22 protein-coding genes and 4 pseudogenes are annotated in these 18,899 nt (G+C 48.8%); 19 read left to right on the top strand and 7 right to left on the bottom strand.

Annotation, left to right across the window (positions count from 1 at the left end; translation table 11 throughout):
- Positions 1–31: 31 nt before the first annotated feature.
- A complete protein-coding gene (locus KGP21_RS28995; protein ID WP_223499780.1) occupies positions 32–892 on the bottom strand; it encodes a methyltransferase domain-containing protein in 861 nt (286 codons plus the stop codon).
- A gap of 150 nt (positions 893–1,042) precedes the next feature.
- On the opposite strand from KGP21_RS28995, the pseudogene KGP21_RS28990 reads away from it, so the two are divergent.
- The 3 genes and pseudogenes from KGP21_RS28990 to KGP21_RS28980 all read left to right on the top strand — a co-directional run.
- Positions 1,043–1,210: pseudogene (locus KGP21_RS28990) on the top strand (transposase); the annotation flags it as partial.
- Between the two features lie 546 nt (positions 1,211–1,756).
- On the top strand, positions 1,757–2,269 hold the full coding sequence (locus KGP21_RS28985; protein WP_223499781.1) for a hypothetical protein: 513 nt from the start codon (positions 1,757–1,759) through the stop codon (positions 2,267–2,269).
- Positions 2,270–2,406: 137 nt separating this feature from the next.
- A complete protein-coding gene (locus tag KGP21_RS28980) occupies positions 2,407–2,928 on the top strand; it encodes a DDE-type integrase/transposase/recombinase (RefSeq protein ID WP_223499782.1) in 522 nt (173 codons plus the stop codon).
- A 37-nt stretch (positions 2,929–2,965) separates the two neighbouring features.
- On the opposite strand, the gene KGP21_RS28975 is transcribed toward KGP21_RS28980, so the two are convergent.
- Positions 2,966–3,661, bottom strand: coding sequence for an IS6 family transposase (locus KGP21_RS28975; protein ID WP_223498400.1), 696 nt, complete (start codon positions 3,659–3,661; stop codon positions 2,966–2,968).
- Between the two features lie 190 nt (positions 3,662–3,851).
- On the bottom strand, positions 3,852–4,811 hold the full coding sequence (locus tag KGP21_RS28970; RefSeq protein ID WP_223498399.1) for an Rpn family recombination-promoting nuclease/putative transposase: 960 nt from the start codon (positions 4,809–4,811) through the stop codon (positions 3,852–3,854).
- 401 nt (positions 4,812–5,212) lie between these two features.
- On the opposite strand from KGP21_RS28970, the gene KGP21_RS28965 reads away from it, so the two are divergent.
- From KGP21_RS28965 to KGP21_RS28950, 4 genes and pseudogenes are all read left to right on the top strand, one after another.
- Positions 5,213–5,908, top strand: coding sequence for an IS6 family transposase (locus KGP21_RS28965; protein WP_223498400.1), 696 nt, complete (start codon positions 5,213–5,215; stop codon positions 5,906–5,908).
- Positions 5,909–5,958: 50 nt separating this feature from the next.
- Positions 5,959–6,069, top strand: a pseudogene (locus KGP21_RS28960) (IS6 family transposase); the annotation flags it as partial.
- 331 nt (positions 6,070–6,400) lie between these two features.
- Complete coding sequence (locus KGP21_RS28955) at positions 6,401–6,889, top strand: DUF2946 domain-containing protein (RefSeq protein WP_223499785.1); 489 nt, start codon at positions 6,401–6,403, stop codon at positions 6,887–6,889.
- 152 nt (positions 6,890–7,041) lie between these two features.
- Positions 7,042–9,174 (top strand): TonB-dependent receptor domain-containing protein, encoded by a 2,133-nt coding sequence (locus KGP21_RS28950; protein ID WP_223499784.1) that lies wholly within the window; start codon positions 7,042–7,044, stop codon positions 9,172–9,174.
- A 181-nt stretch (positions 9,175–9,355) separates the two neighbouring features.
- Here the strand turns inward: KGP21_RS28950 and KGP21_RS28945 are convergent.
- A pseudogene (locus KGP21_RS28945) lies at positions 9,356–9,595 on the bottom strand (recombinase family protein); the annotation flags it as partial.
- A 114-nt stretch (positions 9,596–9,709) separates the two neighbouring features.
- Positions 9,710–10,405: an IS6 family transposase gene (locus tag KGP21_RS28940; protein ID WP_223498400.1), complete on the bottom strand. Its 696-nt coding sequence runs from the start codon at positions 10,403–10,405 to the stop codon at positions 9,710–9,712.
- A gap of 401 nt (positions 10,406–10,806) precedes the next feature.
- On the opposite strand from KGP21_RS28940, the gene KGP21_RS28935 reads away from it, so the two are divergent.
- The gene (locus tag KGP21_RS28935) at positions 10,807–11,766 is read left to right on the top strand and encodes an Rpn family recombination-promoting nuclease/putative transposase (RefSeq protein WP_223498399.1); all 960 of its coding nucleotides are present in this window, start codon (positions 10,807–10,809) and stop codon (positions 11,764–11,766) included.
- A gap of 45 nt (positions 11,767–11,811) precedes the next feature.
- Here KGP21_RS28935 and KGP21_RS28930 read toward each other — a convergent pair whose 3' ends face one another.
- Positions 11,812–12,675 (bottom strand): AAA family ATPase, encoded by an 864-nt coding sequence (locus KGP21_RS28930; protein ID WP_371824873.1) that lies wholly within the window; start codon positions 12,673–12,675, stop codon positions 11,812–11,814.
- 78 nt (positions 12,676–12,753) lie between these two features.
- Positions 12,754–12,933 carry an AAA family ATPase gene (locus tag KGP21_RS29825; protein WP_223498396.1) on the bottom strand — a complete coding sequence of 60 codons (180 nt, stop codon included), beginning with the start codon at positions 12,931–12,933 and terminating at the stop codon, positions 12,754–12,756.
- A gap of 438 nt (positions 12,934–13,371) precedes the next feature.
- Here KGP21_RS29825 and KGP21_RS28925 point away from each other — a divergent pair, with 438 nt between their 5' ends.
- The 11 genes and pseudogenes from KGP21_RS28925 (at position 13,372) to KGP21_RS28875 (ending at position 18,664) form a co-directional block, all read left to right on the top strand.
- Positions 13,372–14,067 (top strand): IS6 family transposase, encoded by a 696-nt coding sequence (locus KGP21_RS28925; RefSeq protein ID WP_223498400.1) that lies wholly within the window; start codon positions 13,372–13,374, stop codon positions 14,065–14,067.
- A gap of 62 nt (positions 14,068–14,129) precedes the next feature.
- Positions 14,130–14,606 (top strand): annotated as a pseudogene (locus KGP21_RS28920) (Tm-1-like ATP-binding domain-containing protein); the annotation flags it as partial.
- Positions 14,603–15,430: a phosphoenolpyruvate hydrolase family protein gene (locus KGP21_RS28915; protein WP_223498402.1), complete on the top strand. Its 828-nt coding sequence runs from the start codon at positions 14,603–14,605 to the stop codon at positions 15,428–15,430. The pseudogene KGP21_RS28920 and the gene KGP21_RS28915, both read left to right, overlap by 4 nt.
- Before the next feature lie 228 nt (positions 15,431–15,658).
- Entirely contained in the window at positions 15,659–16,153 is a 495-nt protein-coding gene (locus KGP21_RS28910) for a hypothetical protein (RefSeq protein ID WP_223498403.1), read from the top strand.
- Between the two features lie 261 nt (positions 16,154–16,414).
- A complete protein-coding gene (locus KGP21_RS28905) occupies positions 16,415–16,654 on the top strand; it encodes a helix-turn-helix domain-containing protein (protein ID WP_223498404.1) in 240 nt (79 codons plus the stop codon).
- Between the two features lie 22 nt (positions 16,655–16,676).
- Positions 16,677–17,000, top strand: coding sequence for a hypothetical protein (locus KGP21_RS28900; RefSeq protein WP_223498405.1), 324 nt, complete (start codon positions 16,677–16,679; stop codon positions 16,998–17,000).
- Positions 16,997–17,227: a hypothetical protein gene (locus tag KGP21_RS28895; RefSeq protein ID WP_223498406.1), complete on the top strand. Its 231-nt coding sequence runs from the start codon at positions 16,997–16,999 to the stop codon at positions 17,225–17,227. The genes KGP21_RS28900 and KGP21_RS28895 overlap by 4 nt, the downstream gene beginning before the upstream one ends.
- 157 nt (positions 17,228–17,384) lie before the next feature.
- Positions 17,385–17,591, top strand: a complete 207-nt coding sequence (locus tag KGP21_RS28890; protein WP_223498407.1) for a hypothetical protein — start codon at positions 17,385–17,387, stop codon at positions 17,589–17,591.
- 167 nt (positions 17,592–17,758) lie between these two features.
- Positions 17,759–18,004 (top strand): AbrB/MazE/SpoVT family DNA-binding domain-containing protein, encoded by a 246-nt coding sequence (locus tag KGP21_RS28885; protein ID WP_223498408.1) that lies wholly within the window; start codon positions 17,759–17,761, stop codon positions 18,002–18,004.
- Positions 18,004–18,336 carry an endoribonuclease MazF gene (mazF, locus tag KGP21_RS28880; protein ID WP_223498409.1) on the top strand — a complete coding sequence of 111 codons (333 nt, stop codon included), beginning with the start codon at positions 18,004–18,006 and terminating at the stop codon, positions 18,334–18,336. The genes KGP21_RS28885 and mazF overlap by 1 nt, the downstream gene beginning before the upstream one ends.
- A gap of 13 nt (positions 18,337–18,349) precedes the next feature.
- Entirely contained in the window at positions 18,350–18,664 is a 315-nt protein-coding gene (locus KGP21_RS28875) for a hypothetical protein (protein WP_223498410.1), read from the top strand.
- The last annotated feature ends 235 nt before the right edge of the window (positions 18,665–18,899 follow it).

Raw genomic sequence — 18,899 nt, 5'->3', positions numbered from 1 at the left:
CGTTAATGCGACAGAGCCCAAACAAATTATTTTACATTTTTTTTGCAACAAGAAGTATTTGTGGATAAGTTGCAACATGATGCATTTGGTTTGCAGAAAAACCGTCAATTATTTTTTGAAGTTCTACTTTCGTAATTACACCAGGATTAGTGTTGTACATCATTAGCGCAATACTGGAAAATAGCTCAACAAACATACTTCCCATTTCAATATTATTCCTAAGATTAATAGTGTAATCTTCAATCGAGAAGCCTGCTTTATTTAGAATACCTGGCAATTCAAGACCTATTTTAGAGTTTGTCCCTCCTTCTGCACACACGCGCCTCCACATATCGATAGTTGCATCATATGAAGACCATTCAGTATTCGATGCAAAGAGACGATCATCTTCCTCTATTATATAAATTTGAGCACCAGGCGGGAGGATATTACAGACCTGCTTCAAAATATATACAGGGTCCGATGAGTGCTGTAAAACGAAACGCAGAATGCAGGTCTGTACATGTCCTAAGATTGCTTTTGGGATAGGGTCAATACCGACTATGCACTTTTCGATATTATAGTTTATGGGATGCTGCTCATCACATAAATTAAAACGATTAACTAGACTTTGATTAGCCTCCAGCCCAAAAAAATGGCAATATGGAACATTTCTAGCAAGAAAACTTCCATAACAACCATTACCACTTCCAACCTCCATAACGCCTCCTGCAAACGCCCCTTTAGTTTCTAACCATTTCAACTCTTGCGGTCCAAGAATCCGTGTTTGCGCTTCAAAAACCCGATCCCAAGAAGCAAGCAATGATGTCTCACTCAACTCTTGCATTATACCCGACACTAAGTTCATGTGTTCATGTCGGATCCCGGGGTATTCAGTTGGTTTATTTTTCATAGAGCACCTTTATTAGATATTAACAAATAATTGAACATCAGAAATCTCGGCTGTGTGCGTATTCCGCTCTGTTCGATCACGGATTGGCATCGAAGTTCGATCACATATTGGCACCGAAGTTCGAGCAGGATTTCGTCTCCGTTCGGTCAGGAATGTTTGAACGAGAACTGGTTCATGTCTGTGGAGGATGCACGGTGCAAAATCGAGGGCTGGCGCATACACTATAACCAGAGCCGTCCCCATTCTGCCCTGGGCTGGATGACACCTTCTGAATTTGCCGAGAAATCTGCCGGTTGCCAGAATATGCAGCCAGAATGAAGCCGGTTATTCCTGATTATGAATGGATCACATACGGGGAGCGGGTCAGGTGGATTGCAATAGCAATCCACCCTTTATGTTGTTCCACTACTCTGGGTTTCTTTATATATCACTCGGGAGCTATTTAGGGTGACAGGATAAGTCTGGCTTGCAGCACTTACTCCGTTGGACACGAAAAAAAGTGACTATAAAATAGTAGATAACAAACTGGGCTGTATAAACCGCATGTGAATACCTTCTCTCTGAGTTTAGTTATTCATAATGGATTGTCAACCAACCTCGCTTTGGTAGTAGGCCCCGAACAGAACTTTGTCCAATTCTTTTTAGCCCTAAAGACATTAATTTAATTAATGCGTAACCTGAGGGATAAGACTAAATTTTAGTATAAGATATCACTCATTGTTGTAACATTAAACATAAAAAAATGTGTAAAAATAAATAATAATGGCATTGGTTCATGGTTAGTGCGTATTCCGGCGCAACGTGAACACCTATTCTCCCCCTGTGTCAGCATAGTTGTCGCTTACTTTCTGAAGGAGAATGACTATGCCTGCGCATGCAGTACCGATTGATGTGAAAGAAAAGGGAGTGATGTGGCTCCAGCCTCCTTATAGCTGGTCCGTCAGACACATTGCACAAAAACTGGCTCTGAGTTCTTCCGTTGTTGCAAAATGGCGACTTGAACTGGTGGCACAAGGCTTATTGCCAAAAAATGAAAGGATTTCCTCTGTGGATGGTGATGAATGGACTCCTGAGCGTCGCTTTTCGGTTGTTCTTGAAACAGCTTCATTGTCTGAAATGGAACTTGCCGATTATTGTCGCCGTCAGGGGCTTTTTGTTGAGCAGGTAAAAGAGTGGCGGGTTATTTCGATCAAAGCTCATGAAATGAAGCTGACGGAAAATCGCCGCGCAGATAAAGAGTTACGCGATATCAGAAGCCGGTTGCGTGAACTTGAGAAGGAGCTGACCCGCAAAGATAAAGCGCTGGCAGAAGCGGCTGCGCTCCTGATGCTGCGGGAAAAGTTCAATGCCCTCTGGGACAACAGCGAGGAAGGCTGACACCTCTTCCGGAGCGGCAGAAAATTATTTCTCTTGTCCGTGAAGCTGTCGATCACGGCGCCCGTAAGATCCAGGCCTGTCAGTGTATCGGGATTTCGATCCGAACGCTGCAGCGCTGGATTGATGGTGATGGTGGAGTGATCAGTGCAGACAGAAGGCCCGGTGTAACAGACCGTGTCCCCCGAAATAAATTATCGGAAACAGAAAGGTTGCAAATTCTGGAGTTATGCAACTCTCCGGAATTTGCCTCTTTGCCTCCAAATGTGATCGTACCGATGCTGGCGGATAAAGGTGTTTATATTGCTTCTGAATCAACCTTTTATCGCGTATTAAAATCAGCCAGTCAACTGACGAGGAGGTCCCGGGAATGCCAGTATAAACGGCCTGATGTGCTTAAGGCGGTTGCACCGAACCAGGTCTGGAGTTGGGATATCAGTCATTTACCGTCCTGGGTCAGAGGTCAGCACTTTTATCTCTATATGATCATGGATATTTATAGCCGTAAAATTATTGCCGCAGAGGTATTCAGCAGTGAAACCGGGGAACATGCAGCAGAACTGCTACAACGAGCGGTGTGGAATGAAAAATGTTCATCCCGTAACCTGGTGCTGCATTCCGACAACGGAAGCCCAATGCGCAGCTTGGTTCTGTCGCATTAACGGGCACAGGCCAGCCAAAGTGGGTGTTGCCGATTATTTAGGCAGCCAACAGATAAAATTGTTCCGCAGGTGACAATACCTCACTTTCCGGATGCTGATATTGTCCTTTGCGTATCATGTGGATCAATTCGATGCCCGCCAAAAGCCCCTGTGCCCGTCGAAACGATTTGAATCCCAGCATCGGTCTTATCCGGCGTTTGATATTGCGGTGATCTTGCTCAACCAGATTGTTTAGGTACTTACTTTGCCTCACTGTAATCGTTTCCTCATCGGGTTTGTCGGCGTTGAGCGTGGCCAAAGCCGCTGTGTTGGCCCCACTTTTATCGATAGTGACCCCCTCGGGTTCGCCGTGATGACGTATGGCCTTGCGGAAGAAGCGCAATGCGGCGGCGGCATCACGTTTGGCAGTGAGCAGAAAGTCGATTGTCTGGCCTGATGTGTCAACAGCCCGGTACAGATACTTCCACTGCCCGTTCATTTTGATGTAAGTTTCATCCATTCGCCATCGACGACCCACCGAACGTTTATGCCGGCGGAATGCCTTGTCCAACAACGGCACCAGACGGATAACCCAGCGATGCAGTGTGGCATGGTCAACAGCAATGCCGCGTTCAGCCATCATTTCCTCGAGATTGCGCAAGCTAAGGGCATAAGCCAGATACCAACGAACACATTGCGCGATGATATCGATGGGATAATGCAAGCGTTTAAAGGCATTCCTGATCAGAGACATTAATAGGCAACATTACAAAAAAAACAGCATATTACCTGACGCCGCCTTAACGCGACAGAGCCGTTATATCCCGTTGCAACTGATTAACGGGGAGACCTGCCTACATGATCCGACGCGCCGTGAGTGGCGATTTGACGAGAACTAGCCAAGGCGTGTTGTCCGGCAAGGTCGTAAGTCTCTCCAAAACGGGTTAATGACGGATCTGCGCCAGCTCATCGGCAGTGAGACCCGTGGCGTTCATTACCGTCGCCAAATCAAGGCCACTGTCGAGCAGCGAACGGGCGATCTTCAGTGCGGCTTCGCGCTCGCCTTCCTGCCGCCCTTTCTCGATGCCCTTTTCGATGCCCTTTTCGATGCCGAGCTGGAGGCCTTCCAGGCGGCCTTTCTCGAGCCCTTTTTGCTCCAGTTTTTGTGCAATCGTCATAAGTACCTCTTCGTGCTGTGGCGCGCGGCGGGCCAGTTCTCGGATAAAAGCCTCCGGGGCGGCCGTATCGCCAACCTGCAGCATGTAATTCATCAATGATGCCAGTTGATCACTCGTAGTGTATCCGGCCAGCAGCAAAGTGACCAGTTGTTCCATCAGTTCAAACAGATCGCGCTGTCGGATGTGTTTCTGCAGCAGCGTCAGCGCCGCCATGCTGCGGTGGCCCATAATCTCTTCGTCGGGGATGACTGTCACATCAACCAGCGGAAACGCTGCGGTGTACAGTTTTTCCGCCAGCACGGGAGCATCAAATTCCTGCAGCCAGTTGGTCGAGTACGGATAAGGGCTGCGTTTACCGGTATAGAACAGTACCGGAATGACCAGTGGCAGCTTCTTATGGCCGGCATCGAGGTGACGCTGCATGGCGGCGACCGCATAGCGTAGCAACCTGAACGCCATGTGTTTGTCCGCCGTGGATTGGTGCTCGATAAGTACCATCACGTAACCGTCAGTACCGGCGGTAGTTTTCAGGCTGTAAAGCACGTCGCTGAAATACGGGCGCAGGCTTTCTTCGACAAAGCTTCCGGACTCCAGCTTCAGCGTGCTCAGATCACAGATAGCCTGCAGCTCTGCCGGCAAGTGCAATTGCATAAAATCCCGGGCGGTATCGGGATGCGTCAGAAACTGTTTGAAGGCCAAATCATGTGGCGTAGGGGTCTTTTTCATGAGGCTATCGTAACATGTTGGTCCCCCGGCTCACTATCGCAGCGTTGGGTTTTGTCGGTACCACGGTCAGCGGAGTCCGCTGACGCCAGCCAGCAGGTTATATGCTCGCTGACGGCGACGTCATGTAGAGCCACGCCGACTTTTTGGCCGTAAAAACGCAACTGGCAGAAGCAGAAGCCTGGGCAGTTGCCAGGAACAATTCGGTATCATGTAGTTTTTCGCGGAGTAGAGTGAGCGTCATCCCAAGACGTTGATAGGATTTGGCCGCCGGGTGTGGAGTGTTGCGGTGCTATTTAAGTATCCCTGTACCGAACCGGTTCAATCCGGTACTGTTTAAGCGGCTCTGTCGCGTTAAGGCGGCGTCAGGTAATATGCTGTTTTTTTTGTAATGTTGCCTATTAATGTCTCTGATCAGGAATGCCTTTAAACGCTTGCATTATCCCATCGATATCATCGCGCAATGTGTTCGTTGGTATCTGGCTTATGCCCTTAGCTTGCGCAATCTCGAGGAAATGATGGCTGAACGCGGCATTGCTGTTGACCATGCCACACTGCATCGCTGGGTTATCCGTCTGGTGCCGTTGTTGGACAAGGCATTCCGCCGGCATAAACGTTCGGTGGGTCGTCGATGGCGAATGGATGAAACTTACATCAAAATGAACGGGCAGTGGAAGTATCTGTACCGGGCTGTTGACACATCAGGCCAGACAATCGACTTTCTGCTCACTGCCAAACGTGATGCCGCCGCCGCATTGCGCTTCTTCCGCAAGGCCATACGTCATCACGGCGAACCCGAGGGGGTCACTATCGATAAAAGTGGGGCCAACACAGCGGCTTTGGCCACGCTCAACGCCGACAAACCCGATGAGGAAACGATTACAGTGAGGCAAAGTAAGTACCTAAACAATCTGGTTGAGCAAGATCACCGCAATATCAAACGCCGGATAAGACCGATGCTGGGATTCAAATCGTTTCGACGGGCACAGGGGCTTTTGGCGGGCATCGAATTGATCCACATGATACGCAAAGGACAATATCAGCATCCGGAAAGTGAGGTATTGTCACCTGCGGAACAATTTTATCTGTTGGCTGCCTAAATAATCGGCAACACCCACTTTGGCTGGCCTGTGCCCGTTAATGCGACAGAACCCTTTTGGCGGGCATCGAATTGATCCACATGATACGCAAAGGACAATATCAGCATCCGGAAAGTGAGGTATTGTCACCTGCGGAACAATTTTATCTGTTGGCTGCCTAAATAATCGGCAACACCCACTTTGGCTGGCCTGTGCCCGTTAATGCGACAGAACCCTTTAAGCTTGGTTTCTCCGAATATGCCGCCGTGATGGTCCCGGTTAACCTGAACGACAGGATCTACAAGTTGCGTATAGGGCACGTTGGTTTTCTGCCACTTTTAGCGTCAGATACAGCATCTGGTGATCCTTCGGATTTGTGTAGGATTGGAGATGGGATTTCGTATTGAACCATGATCAACTTCTTTATTTTGATAGATGAATAGAGTTTTTGTAACAATCCCCTTCCTCATTCGGTACTATAGCGCAACATTTTTTTAAAGTGCGGTTGTTCGGTTGCTATCGCTTTTTTTACTTTCTCGCCGCCAGTTCCCCATTTATCTGTCTCTGCTGGCGATATTGATGCTGTTCCTGGCCCCGGTGATTTCGAAATCGCTGGAGCACCAGCGTGCCAGTCAGCCTTGTTCGGCAGCGATCACCAGCACACACAATAATATGCCTGATATGGCGGCCATGCATCACGCCATGCCAGGTATGGAGCATGATCTCCATTCTTCTTTAGGCTCTGCTTGCGCTATTGATCAGGGCATGTCCCATCACCTGGTTTCAAAGCCGGGCAGTTCACCGATGGAGGACATCGCCTGCGGCTATTGTCAACTCCTTATTCACTTGCCGCTGATCCAGACTGTTTTCATTCCTTTTATCTGGCTGATACGGCTTGTTTCACAGGCACCGTTTTTGCCTGTCATTGTTGCTCCGTTACTGTCCGCTTGTTACTCCGAATACCAGCCCCGAGCACCGCCTAGCCTGTTTTCACTGCATTAAGTTTTGCCGTTCAGCAAGACAATAATTCACCGAGCACGAAACAGAGCCGGATACAGGCTCACCGTTTTGTGACGCTTTATGTTGGCCATTTCATATGGTGGTCAGCGAGTGCCTGCTTGGGAAAGGCAGGCCGATAAAAACAGGCTTTAACCATGAAAAATACTCGATTCTCTTTATCACCGCTTGCAACGGTGATGGCTTTGATGTTCACCTTACCCGTGTTTGTTCAGGCTGAAGACGGCTATGAAGAGCATCAGAATAGCGCTGCTACCCCAGATGATGTGTCGGTGATGGTAGTTACTGCACCGGCCATTTCTCCACTGACGATCGTGACTTCACCTAAAACACCGCGCCAGCCGGTTCCGGCCAGTGACGGGTCTGATTATCTGAAAACCATCCCGGGGTTTTCTCAAATCCGTAACGGCGGAACCAATGGCGATCCGGTTTTTCGCGGTATGTTCGGTTCGCGTTTACGCCTTTTGACCAACGGCAGTGAAATGCTCGGAGCCTGTCCCGCGCGTATGGATGCACCGAGCTCCTATATTTCACCGGAAAGTTATGATCTTCTGACGCTGACCAAGGGGCCGCAAACGGTGCTTTGGGGGCCGGGTAACTCTGCGGGGACAGTGCATTTCGAACGTGAGCGACCTTCTTTTCAGAAAGCCGGTATTCAGGGTGATGCCAGCCTGCTCGGGGCATCAAATAATCGTTGGGATCAAAATGCGGATCTCAGTCTGGGGAATGAGCAAGGTTACCTGCGCTTGATCGGTAACAAATCACGTTCTGACGACTACAAGGATGGTAACAACCAGCGAGTGCCTTCTCAGTGGGATAAGTGGAACGCGGATATGGCACTGGGGTGGACGCCGGATAAAGACACCTGGCTGGAGCTGACCGCAGGGCAAGGCGATGGCGAAGCGCGTTATGCCGGGCGCAGTATGGATGGTTCACAATTCAAACGCGAAAGCCTGGGGATGCGCTTTGAAAAGTCCAACATCGGGGACGTGTTCGACAAATTTGAAGCCAGTACTTATTACAACTACGCCGATCACATCATGGATAATTTCTCGCTGAGAACCCCCGGCAGCCTGTCAATGGGCGGCATGGGTTCGTCCATGGGCGCCATGCACGACAGTTCATCAATGAGCATGGGGACGTCATCGGCTATGGACATGTCATCCTCAATGAACACGGCGAGCAGTTCGAGCATGAATATGAGCATGCCCATGGCTATGCAACTTGATCGCCGGACCGTCGGTGGCCGCATGATGGGAACCTGGCTGTGGAGTGATATCAAGCTTGAAAGCGGCGCAGACATGCAGCAGAACACGCACCGTAACAAAGAAAGCGATAGCTGGGTGAAAGATGCTCGCTTCCGTAATTATGGCGTTTTTAGTGAGTTGACCTGGACAGTCACCGATCAAGATAACGTCGTGAGCGGTGCGCGTCTGGATCGTGTGTTGGTAGATAACTTTACCGACACCGGCCTTGCAGGACGCAACGATGTGTTACATGCCGGGTTTGCCCGCATAGAACACTCGCTGGCAGACATGCCACTGATGCTGTATGCCGGTGTGGGTTATACCGAGCGTTTCCCTGATTATTGGGAACTGTTCTCTCCAACCTATGGGCCTGGTGGCAATACCAGCGCCTTTAATAGTGTAAAAGCGGAGAAAACCACTCAGTTGGATATAGGTGCACAGTACAGCACCAAGAAACTGAACGGGTGGGTGTCCGCCTACGTTGGGCATGTTAACGACTTTATTCTGTTCCGTTATGATCCCAACAATGCGCGCGTTAGCGAAGCCGATAACGTTAATGCCCGTATTATGGGGGGAGAGACTGGTTTCAGTTATAAACTGACGGACAGTTGGAAAACCGAGACCAGTCTGGCTTATTCGTGGGCTGAAAATACCCGTGACAGCAGACCATTGCCACAAATCCCACCGCTGGAAGCCCGCCTAGGGCTGTCATGGGAAAAAGGGGACTGGAGCAGTACCGGTTTGCTACGTCTGGTCAGCAGCCAGAACCGGATTGCCGAGAATGAAGGGAATGTCGTTGGCAAGGATTTTGTCGCCAGCCCGGGTTTTGCGGTCTTTTCTGCGAATGCGGCGTACAAAGTCAATAAGTACGTCAAAGTCAGCACGGGTGTCGATAACCTGTTCAACAAGGATTACAGTGAACACCTGAACCTTGCTGGAAATAGCAGTTTCGGCTATTCCGCGAATACGTCTGTTAATGAACCGGGCCGCACCTTGTGGGCAAAAGTTAACGTGAAGTTCTGACGCAGTCTGAGACAATGGCAGTCGGCCCTGATAGTTACCAGGGCCATCACATTCAACATAAACAATAAATTATCTCCTTAGCGTGGTTTTTTACATCATTGGCCCTCAAACCCCGATAACAAGCATGGTGACTAAAGGATGCTGGTTATTTTAGCCCCAGCGGAAGACTCATTCGATGATTGCCCCACACTTTTTCATGCTCTCCAACATCTTCAACGAGGAGAACGTCACCACGCTGGCAGTCTTTCAGCAGACGAAACAGATCCGGACGATCGAGGCGGGCACCGGATTAATTTTCAGCATAATAGTTACAGATAGTGATTTTATGCTCACGGGCAAATCGTTCAAGCATGTCCCGGGCGCGCTGGGCGTCCTGTTCACTGGTTGAGGCACGGAGGTAGGCACGAACAAACATGGTCATGGTACTGTTTAAGTCCTTTAACGAAACCAGTTCGTTTAAAGTAGGTCAGTAAGGCTTAAAGGGTTCTGTCGCATTAACGGGCACAGGCCAGCCAAAGTGGGTGTTGCCGATTATTTAGGCAGCCAACAGATAAAATTGTTCCGCAGGTGACAATACCTCACTTTCCGGATGCTGATATTGTCCTTTGCGTATCATGTGGATCAATTCGATGCCCGCCAAAAGCCCCTGTGCCCGTCGAAACGATTTGAATCCCAGCATCGGTCTTATCCGGCGTTTGATATTGCGGTGATCTTGCTCAACCAGATTGTTTAGGTACTTACTTTGCCTCACTGTAATCGTTTCCTCATCGGGTTTGTCGGCGTTGAGCGTGGCCAAAGCCGCTGTGTTGGCCCCACTTTTATCGATAGTGACCCCCTCGGGTTCGCCGTGATGACGTATGGCCTTGCGGAAGAAGCGCAATGCGGCGGCGGCATCACGTTTGGCAGTGAGCAGAAAGTCGATTGTCTGGCCTGATGTGTCAACAGCCCGGTACAGATACTTCCACTGCCCGTTCATTTTGATGTAAGTTTCATCCATTCGCCATCGACGACCCACCGAACGTTTATGCCGGCGGAATGCCTTGTCCAACAACGGCACCAGACGGATAACCCAGCGATGCAGTGTGGCATGGTCAACAGCAATGCCGCGTTCAGCCATCATTTCCTCGAGATTGCGCAAGCTAAGGGCATAAGCCAGATACCAACGAACACATTGCGCGATGATATCGATGGGATAATGCAAGCGTTTAAAGGCATTCCTGATCAGAGACATTAATAGGCAACATTACAAAAAAAACAGCATATTACCTGACGCCGCCTTAACGCGACAGAGCCGCTTAAACAGTACCGGATTGAACCGGTTCGGTACAGGGATACTTAAATAGCACCGCAACACTCCACACCCGGCGGCCAAATCCTATCAACGTCTTGGGATGACGCTCACTCTACTCCGCGAAAAACTACATGATACCGAATTGTTCCTGGCAACTGCCCAGGCTTCTGCTTCTGCCAGTTGCGTTTTTACGGCCAAAAAGTCGGCGTGGCTCTACATGACGTCGCCGTCAGCGAGCATATAACCTGCTGGCTGGCGTCAGCGGACTCCGCTGACCGTGGTACCGACAAAACCCAACGCTGCGATAGTGAGCCGGGGGACCAACATGTTACGATAGCCTCATGAAAAAGACCCCTACGCCACATGATTTGGCCTTCAAACAGTTTCTGACGCATCCCGATACCGCCCGGGATTTTATGCAATTGCACTTGCCGGCAGAGCTGCAGGCTATCTGTGATCTGAGCACGCTGAAGCTGGAGTCCGGAAGCTTTGTCGAAGAAAGCCTGCGCCCGTATTTCAGCGACGTGCTTTACAGCCTGAAAACTACCGCCGGTACTGACGGTTACGTGATGGTACTTATCGAGCACCAATCCACGGCGGACAAACACATGGCGTTCAGGTTGCTACGCTATGCGGTCGCCGCCATGCAGCGTCACCTCGATGCCGGCCATAAGAAGCTGCCACTGGTCATTCCGGTACTGTTCTATACCGGTAAACGCAGCCCTTATCCGTACTCGACCAACTGGCTGCAGGAATTTGATGCTCCCGTGCTGGCGGAAAAACTGTACACCGCAGCGTTTCCGCTGGTTGATGTGACAGTCATCCCCGACGAAGAGATTATGGGCCACCGCAGCATGGCGGCGCTGACGCTGCTGCAGAAACACATCCGACAGCGCGATCTGTTTGAACTGATGGAACAACTGGTCACTTTGCTGCTGGCCGGATACACTACGAGTGATCAACTGGCATCATTGATGAATTACATGCTGCAGGTTGGCGATACGGCCGCCCCGGAGGCTTTTATCCGAGAACTGGCCCGCCGCGCGCCACAGCACGAAGAGGTACTTATGACGATTGCACAAAAACTGGAGCAAAAAGGGCTCGAGAAAGGCCGCCTGGAAGGCCTCCAGCTCGGCATCGAAAAGGGCATCGAAAAGGGCATCGAGAAAGGGCGGCAGGAAGGCGAGCGCGAAGCCGCACTGAAGATCGCCCGTTCGCTGCTCGACAGTGGCCTTGATTTGGCGACGGTAATGAACGCCACGGGTCTCACTGCCGATGAGCTGGCGCAGATCCGTCATTAACCCGTTTTGGAGAGACTTACGACCTTGCCGGACAACACGCCTTGGCTAGTTCTCGTCAAATCGCCACTCACGGCGCGTCGGATCATGTAGGCAGGTCTCCCCGTTAATCAGTTGCAACGGGATATAACGGCACGATGCATGGGCTTCAATCGCCTGTGCCAGCACCGGACTGTGAGTCGTCACCCAGAGCTGAGAGTAACGCGACGCCTCGCCAATCAGCTGACCGAGCGCCGGCAGCATATCGGGATGTAGGCTGCTTTCCGGCTCGTTCAACACGACCAAGGGTGCCGGACGCGGACTGAGCAGTGCCACGGTCAGGCAGAGAAAACGCAAGGTGCCATCGGAGAGCTCACGGGCCCGCAGCGGTCGCCGCAGCCCCTCACGCGTCATCATCATCTCGAGTCCCGCTTCGCTGTTGCTCACGTGGAAACGGGCATCGGGAAAGGCACGGGCGAGGATGCCGTGCAGCAATTCGACATCCCCAATGTCGACGATAGTGGCAAAGGCCGCCGCGAGATCCCCCCCGTCATGGCTCAGAACCGGGGTTCTGATGCAAGGCTGGGGAATGCGTAGGGGCGAGCCGGAGGCGATATCGAAGTGATGATAGAAGCGCCACTGGTTGATAAGGTGGCGCAATCTGGCAATCTCGGGATAGCGCTCAGGCTCCGCAAGATGCCCGAACACCGACTCGTGGGGCAACATACCGGGGGTATAGTCCACGTTGTCCCCATCGATACCAAGCACCTTGACCGCCTGATTACGCCGCATGAGTAACAGGTTTGAGGGGGAGCGTCGCTCCCCCAGCCACGCCTCCTCCTGCTTGATCTCGGGATCGAAGCCGAAATACGGGCTGACCGGCGGCGGGGGCAAGCCTATCTGCAACTCGTAGCCAAACTGCTTGGCCTGCATACCGAGGATGATGCGTTTGGGCGCATCGGCACGATCGTCAGGACGCAGGCCTCCTGCCCATATGGTTTGGTGGATCCCTCATTCGGCACAGATGGCGCGGGCCAGCTCACCACTAGCGGCGCTCGCGAGCAGGTGGATGGCGTTGTAGAGGTTGCTCTTGCCGCAGCCGTTGGCCCCCTGAACCAGATTGATCCTGCCAAGGGGCATAGTGAGCTTGCGCACAGAGCGGTAACCACGGATCCAGATTTCGCTCAACATGGGGATGACGCCTTGAACCTGAGAAATTCCATTATGGCGTTTCTCGCCCATTTGCCCCCAAGGTCCCAAGCTTGATATCTATCTTTATGAATTAAATAGAATATCATTTTTTTGATATTTCCGTTAATTTGTAAGTTTGTTGGTAAGTTCGGTGCTTCATTCTGCGAAAAATTCGCCCGGAGAAGTGCCAAAATTTGGTTTTGACACCACGTAGTATCAAAACAGGCAAAAAACGACAGTAGATAACCCATTTCAGACCAATAAATGCAGTTTCAGATATCACGACATGTGAGATTGTGAAATAAACAACATTTTTTAATGTGCTCCATCAATGAGTAACAGAATATCACCATAGTGTATTGATATATATAATTTGGCTCTGTCGCGTTAAGGCGGCGTCAGGTAATATGCTGTTTTTTTTTGTAATGTTGCCTATTAATGTCTCTGATCAGGAATGCCTTTAAACGCTTGCATTATCCCATCGATATCATCGCGCAATGTGTTCGTTGGTATCTGGCTTATGCCCTTAGCTTGCGCAATCTCGAGGAAATGATGGCTGAACGCGGCATTGCTGTTGACCATGCCACACTGCATCGCTGGGTTATCCGTCTGGTGCCGTTGTTGGACAAGGCATTCCGCCGGCATAAACGTTCGGTGGGTCGTCGATGGCGAATGGATGAAACTTACATCAAAATGAACGGGCAGTGGAAGTATCTGTACCGGGCTGTTGACACATCAGGCCAGACAATCGACTTTCTGCTCACTGCCAAACGTGATGCCGCCGCCGCATTGCGCTTCTTCCGCAAGGCCATACGTCATCACGGCGAACCCGAGGGGGTCACTATCGATAAAAGTGGGGCCAACACAGCGGCTTTGGCCACGCTCAACGCCGACAAACCCGATGAGGAAACGATTACAGTGAGGCAAAGTAAGTACCTAAACAATCTGGTTGAGCAAGATCACCGCAATATCAAACGCCGGATAAGACCGATGCTGGGATTCAAATCGTTTCGACGGGCACAGGGGCTTTTGGCGGGCATCGAATTGATCCACATGATACGCAAAGGACAATATCAGCATCCGGAAAGTGAGGTATTGTCACCTGCGGAACAATTTTATCTGTTGGCTGCCTAAATAATCGGCAACACCCACTTTGGCTGGCCTGTGCCCGTTAATGCGACAGAACCTGTAATGAAACACGCCTCGATTGTATTGCGCAGACGCAGACGCCATGGGTAGGGAGTGCCGGAGCTCTCGATATGGTAAATTTCAGCGAAAGGAACAGCATACCTGAGCGTTATGCTCATCGACAATTTGTAGAGCATAACGCTCAGGTGACACTGATGCGCACAACACCAGAGGAAAACTACCAGCTGGGTGTTTGGATTGGCAATAAGCTCAATCTATGTAATGGGCCGGTACGTTTCATCATCCCAGAAGGCGGATTTTCAGCGTTAGATGCCCCTGGACAGCCATTCTTCGATCCGAATGCAAGACAAGCTTTTGCAGAAGGATTGGAATCTACGGTGATCCCGACGGCACAACGCCAAATTATCAGAACGTCTCACCACATCAATGCACCTGAGTTTTGTTCGCTTGTAATTGAGCAGTTCCAGAATGTAATGCAACACCAGGGAACAGCTTATGATTCAACACCAGGGAAATCCTTATGAAAAACTACAATATAGTAAAAGAAAAGCTGCAACTGAAAGTCCTGCGTCAGGAACCGATTATCGGTGCCGGGGCAGGAACGGGCCTATCCGCACGATGTGAAGAAGCTGGCGGAGTCGATTTGATTGTAATCTATAACAGTGGTCGCTTCAGAATGGCTGGGCGTGGTTCGCTGGCGGGGTTAATGCCGTACGGTAACGCCAACAAGATTGTGCGTGAAATGGGTAATGAAGTGCTGCCAGTAGTAAAAGAAACGCCCGTACTGGCTGGCGTTTGTGGAACAGATCCCTTTTGCAATATTCCTCATTTCCTGGAAGAACTGAAAGCGCAGGGATTTACAGGTGTTCAAAACTTTCCGACCGTTGGCCTGATTGATGGAAACTTCCGTAAAAATTTGGAAGAGACAGGAATGGGTTATGGTCTGGAGGTAGATATGATCCGTCAGGCTCATGAAAAAGGGATGCTGACCACACCGTATGTATTTAACGAGCAAGATGCAGTTGCCATGACTGAAGCTGGTGCTGATGTCATTGTGGTGCATATGGGGTTGACCACTGGGGGCGATATTGGAGCAGATACCGCACAGAATTTAGAGTCTTGCGTCCCTGTGATCAATGCTTGCGCCGCAGCTGCAAAAGCAGTACGAGAGGATGTGATCGTGCTGTGTCACGGAGGACCTATTGCAGAGCCAGATGACGCAGCCTATATACTGTCCCATTGTCCTGACTGCCACGGTTTTTACGGGGCAAGCTCGATGGAACGTTTACCTACAGAAGTAGCGATTAAAAATATCGTTAATGAGTTTAAGAAAATAAAAAGGAATTAATAATCAGTATATTAACCCTGCTAATAAAAAGACATGTAAAGTAAAATGTAAAAACAAACAACTAGACATTTTTGATGCGTAGTTGTTTGCCTTACCGACTGAGACCAAGCGGTCTACGTTCGAATCTATTAGTATCAGTTAATATGATGCTAATATAATGACTGTATTCTAGTGAAAGCGCTTTTGATTTAAGTTATCAATCAATAATGGCTGTATAAGAGGTTGCTGATGAGTATATATGAGAGTGAGTGTAAAAGGTATTCAGAGTTGTTTTTATCCAAGATGGAAGAAAAATTTAAACTGAAGGAGGCTGAAAATAATGAAATACGCAAACATCAAATGCGGTATCTTTTTTTGGTGTTACTGGTTGAGCAAGTGGTTAAATCAAGCAGTTGGGGCATGTTGACCTGTTTAAGAGCAACTGAAACATGTAAAAAGCCGGTTGATAATAAATATATCCCCATTGATTTGTGCTATAGCATCATCGCAAATTCGTCAGGAGAAAAGTTAAGTTTATTACCTTGCGATGACAGTTTTGACATGATTGCTATGCGCTGGGAAACACCTAGAAATGAAAGCAGTGAGCGTGATGATTTATTGATTTTTTGGAATGATGGCCAGTGGGATCTCCGATTTGGGATAAACTCAAACGACCAGGGACGGGTGGATGAGAACGCTATCCGCTACATTCTGCATAAACACTTTTTCAATGATTCACACTGAGGTGGTCGGAAACCACCAATCCGTATGGATGAGATCTTCTCCCTCGTACCAGATTGGTCGTTTCCGTTCTCTGCAGTTCTCGGAAGGTTCACACAACGCTTGATTCATGGGGTCCTAGCTGGCCAACATCGACAGGATTAGAAACGTTAGGCTATGAGTTTCCAGATGTAAAAATGTGCCAAAATGGCTCTTTTTTTGTTTATTAATTTGCCAATATGGCATATATTTACTGTGTAAATTTAGTGGTTAGTTGGAACGTACATGACAGGTTTTGAGCTAAAAATGTGGCGAAAAGGGTTGAAATGGACTCAGGCACAGGCAGCTGACGAGTTTGGTATTTCTCTACGTTCTTACGTTCGTTATGAAAATACAGCTCCACCCCGCGTGGTGCAACTAGCGATAACGGCGTTGTCATTAAAGTTCATGATGAATGATATCAATTGCCTGGACGCCGATTTGTTACGAACAAGGTTGCGTATCTTAGCAAGCAGTATTCATTAATTTCAAGCAAAGGGATGTTGAGATGAACAAAGAACTGATAATAGCTATATTTCGACAAGTAACGTTTTATGGATCTACAAGTCAAAAACCGCTCATATTTGCTCTTGTTGGCCTATGGAGAGTTATTTTAATCGCTTGTTTACTTGCAGTATTGGGGATTGTCTGTTCACCTGTATTCATATATCTGGATATTATTCCTCAGTCGAGGTCATTATTTTTCGATATTTTCTTTTATCCAATGACGGGGCTGGCGATAGTCGCTTTTTTTGCAGGAATGTTTGGCATGACATCAGCGATGATTGAAATGTTAGTGTCGCTAGGGAAACTCGGGCAAGTGAAAGAATGAAACCAGGCAACATGTTTTGGACCTATATAGCAGTGGCGGTATTAACAGGCATCAACCTGTTAGCATTACCTATCATGTTAGGTCCACTGTTGTGGGGGGAGCGTTTTTTCAATCATGTTTATCTGGATAAATCATCTGGGTATTATCGCGACAAACACCTCCTGGTGAACTGGCTCTCGGTGCTGGCCGTGATCTCGCCAGTGCAGACCACCTGGCTCGATGCGTAAAGGTCATCGGCGAGATCTGCTTTTCCCGCAGTGATTGCTGAACTGGAAGAGAAAGACCGGGATAATGCAGGGCTAGGTCTGAAATCATTAGATTGAAGCCTAGCGTACGTTTCCGTTTCATTGGACTTCCCCCCCCCTTATACCATAGGAATATAGTATGACAGAAGACCAAACAAGAATAGATCGAGCTATCGAACTAGCCTGCCTTTATGGCGGAACTGATGAAATGCATCATTTGCAATGGGTCTTGGATCAAATGGTTAGAGAGCTGGCTGGAGAACGCTATGATCAGATTGTGGCTGATGCAATAAAGGGGGAGGATGGCCCTGACACCTACAGATGGAATGTTGGGATTGCACCATGACATGCCAGCTCCGTTGGGACCGCCTTTACGTTCTCTGCCCTTCCGGGATCGTCCTTTCCGTCCTCTGTTGAAGTCGGAAATCCATGTATCAACATTGTTGACATCTAACGGTGATTTGATTATTGTTTATACAGTGTAGATACATTGCAACTGATAAGGAGGGGATTATGTCTCAAGTTGTGGTTAAAAAATGGGGTAACAGCCCGTCAGTCCGTCTTCCTGTCGCCGTCATGAAAGCAGCGTCGCTCAACGTGGATGATACCGTTGAGGTGAGTGTCGAAGAAGGGCGTATCGTCATTGTACCGGTGCGAGCCAAGGTCTATTCACTAGACGGCTTGCTGGCAGGCGTGACTGACGAGAATATTCACCAGGCAGTGTCGTTTGGTGAGCCTGTTGGCAAAGAGGCACTGTGATGGTTAAAGGTTATGTTCCTGACGCCGGTGATATTGTCTGGTTAGAGTTTGATCCCCAGGCAGGGCATGAACAAGCGGGCCATCGCCCTGCTTTAGTGCTCAGTCCCGCTGTATACAACGGGCGGATTGGGTTAATGCTGTGCTGCCCGATGACAACCAAAATCAAAGGGTATCCTTTTGAAGTCATTGTCCCTGGTGAACGTGAGAGTGCAGTCCTTGCCGATCAAGTTAAGAGCCTGGATTGGAAAGAACGTAATGCAACAAAAAAGGGACAGGTACCTGCGTCGGTACTGTCGGATGTTCGTGCAAAGGCAAAAGCCTTAATAGGGTAATCATGGAGGAATTATGAAAGATAAAATAACCGTTTTAACACGCGAGCAATTAAAAGGAAACGATAATATTTTAAATCCTATTGCTGAGCTTCGTAATGAACCACAAGTTATAATGAATATCATGCACGAGATATCCGATAGTAAATTATCGGGAGATAAATATTTACGCGCTAAAGAAATAATTATTGATGTTTGTCAGAAAAATGAAAAGCCAACATTACTAATGCTTGTGAATGCATGGAAAGCTGATCCTATGCTTGAAGATTTTGCTGAATCTATTGCCGTAAACGCTCTTCCACGTGCTCATGGCCACCTTTTTGATGATTAAAGTTATATAGGGTCAATGTAATAATTGGCTATATAACCCATGAAAGTCACAAGGATATAGGTATGAAAAGGAAAAGTGACAAAGCTCTTACAATATTAATCTGATTGAAGTGGCACAAAACATGGTAGTCATTTAAAATAGGCAAAGGTGAAAAGAATATGAATCATAAATTTGTTCGTTATTTCAATTGTAGCGTAATCACTTTGTTTTACTTGTCACTCACATTATGTGCTAT

The sequence above is a fragment of the Serratia sp. JSRIV004 genome, from assembly GCF_019968705.1.
GTDB lineage: Bacteria > Pseudomonadota > Gammaproteobacteria > Enterobacterales > Enterobacteriaceae > Chania > Chania fonticola_B.
Note: the sequence above shows the minus strand (reverse complement) of the source record. Positions and strands in the feature narration are given on the sequence as shown.

What these genes read in the sequence shown, in the direction of transcription:
- KGP21_RS28995 (WP_223499780.1), bottom strand. Translation starts at nt 892, where the DNA reads ATGAAAAATAAACCAACTGAATACCCCGGGATCCGACATGAACACATG.
- KGP21_RS28875 (WP_223498410.1), top strand. Translation starts at nt 18,350, where the DNA reads ATGAAAGATAAAATAACCGTTTTAACACGCGAGCAATTAAAAGGAAAC.
- KGP21_RS28925 (WP_223498400.1), top strand. Translation starts at nt 13,372, where the DNA reads ATGTCTCTGATCAGGAATGCCTTTAAACGCTTGCATTATCCCATCGAT.
- KGP21_RS28950 (WP_223499784.1), top strand. Translation starts at nt 7,042, where the DNA reads ATGAAAAATACTCGATTCTCTTTATCACCGCTTGCAACGGTGATGGCT.
- KGP21_RS28975 (WP_223498400.1), bottom strand. Translation starts at nt 3,661, where the DNA reads ATGTCTCTGATCAGGAATGCCTTTAAACGCTTGCATTATCCCATCGAT.
- KGP21_RS29825 (WP_223498396.1), bottom strand. Translation starts at nt 12,933, where the DNA reads ATGTTGAGCGAAATCTGGATCCGTGGTTACCGCTCTGTGCGCAAGCTC.
- KGP21_RS28900 (WP_223498405.1), top strand. Translation starts at nt 16,677, where the DNA reads ATGAACAAAGAACTGATAATAGCTATATTTCGACAAGTAACGTTTTAT.
- KGP21_RS28985 (WP_223499781.1), top strand. Translation starts at nt 1,757, where the DNA reads ATGCCTGCGCATGCAGTACCGATTGATGTGAAAGAAAAGGGAGTGATG.
- KGP21_RS28915 (WP_223498402.1), top strand. Translation starts at nt 14,603, where the DNA reads ATGAAAAACTACAATATAGTAAAAGAAAAGCTGCAACTGAAAGTCCTG.
- KGP21_RS28890 (WP_223498407.1), top strand. Translation starts at nt 17,385, where the DNA reads ATGACAGAAGACCAAACAAGAATAGATCGAGCTATCGAACTAGCCTGC.
- KGP21_RS28965 (WP_223498400.1), top strand. Translation starts at nt 5,213, where the DNA reads ATGTCTCTGATCAGGAATGCCTTTAAACGCTTGCATTATCCCATCGAT.
- KGP21_RS28905 (WP_223498404.1), top strand. Translation starts at nt 16,415, where the DNA reads ATGACAGGTTTTGAGCTAAAAATGTGGCGAAAAGGGTTGAAATGGACT.
- KGP21_RS28970 (WP_223498399.1), bottom strand. Translation starts at nt 4,811, where the DNA reads ATGAAAAAGACCCCTACGCCACATGATTTGGCCTTCAAACAGTTTCTG.
- KGP21_RS28930 (WP_371824873.1), bottom strand. Translation starts at nt 12,675, where the DNA reads ATGCAGGCCAAGCAGTTTGGCTACGAGTTGCAGATAGGCTTGCCCCCG.
- mazF (WP_223498409.1), top strand. Translation starts at nt 18,004, where the DNA reads ATGGTTAAAGGTTATGTTCCTGACGCCGGTGATATTGTCTGGTTAGAG.
- KGP21_RS28885 (WP_223498408.1), top strand. Translation starts at nt 17,759, where the DNA reads ATGTCTCAAGTTGTGGTTAAAAAATGGGGTAACAGCCCGTCAGTCCGT.
- KGP21_RS28935 (WP_223498399.1), top strand. Translation starts at nt 10,807, where the DNA reads ATGAAAAAGACCCCTACGCCACATGATTTGGCCTTCAAACAGTTTCTG.
- KGP21_RS28910 (WP_223498403.1), top strand. Translation starts at nt 15,659, where the DNA reads ATGAGTATATATGAGAGTGAGTGTAAAAGGTATTCAGAGTTGTTTTTA.
- KGP21_RS28940 (WP_223498400.1), bottom strand. Translation starts at nt 10,405, where the DNA reads ATGTCTCTGATCAGGAATGCCTTTAAACGCTTGCATTATCCCATCGAT.
- KGP21_RS28895 (WP_223498406.1), top strand. Translation starts at nt 16,997, where the DNA reads ATGAAACCAGGCAACATGTTTTGGACCTATATAGCAGTGGCGGTATTA.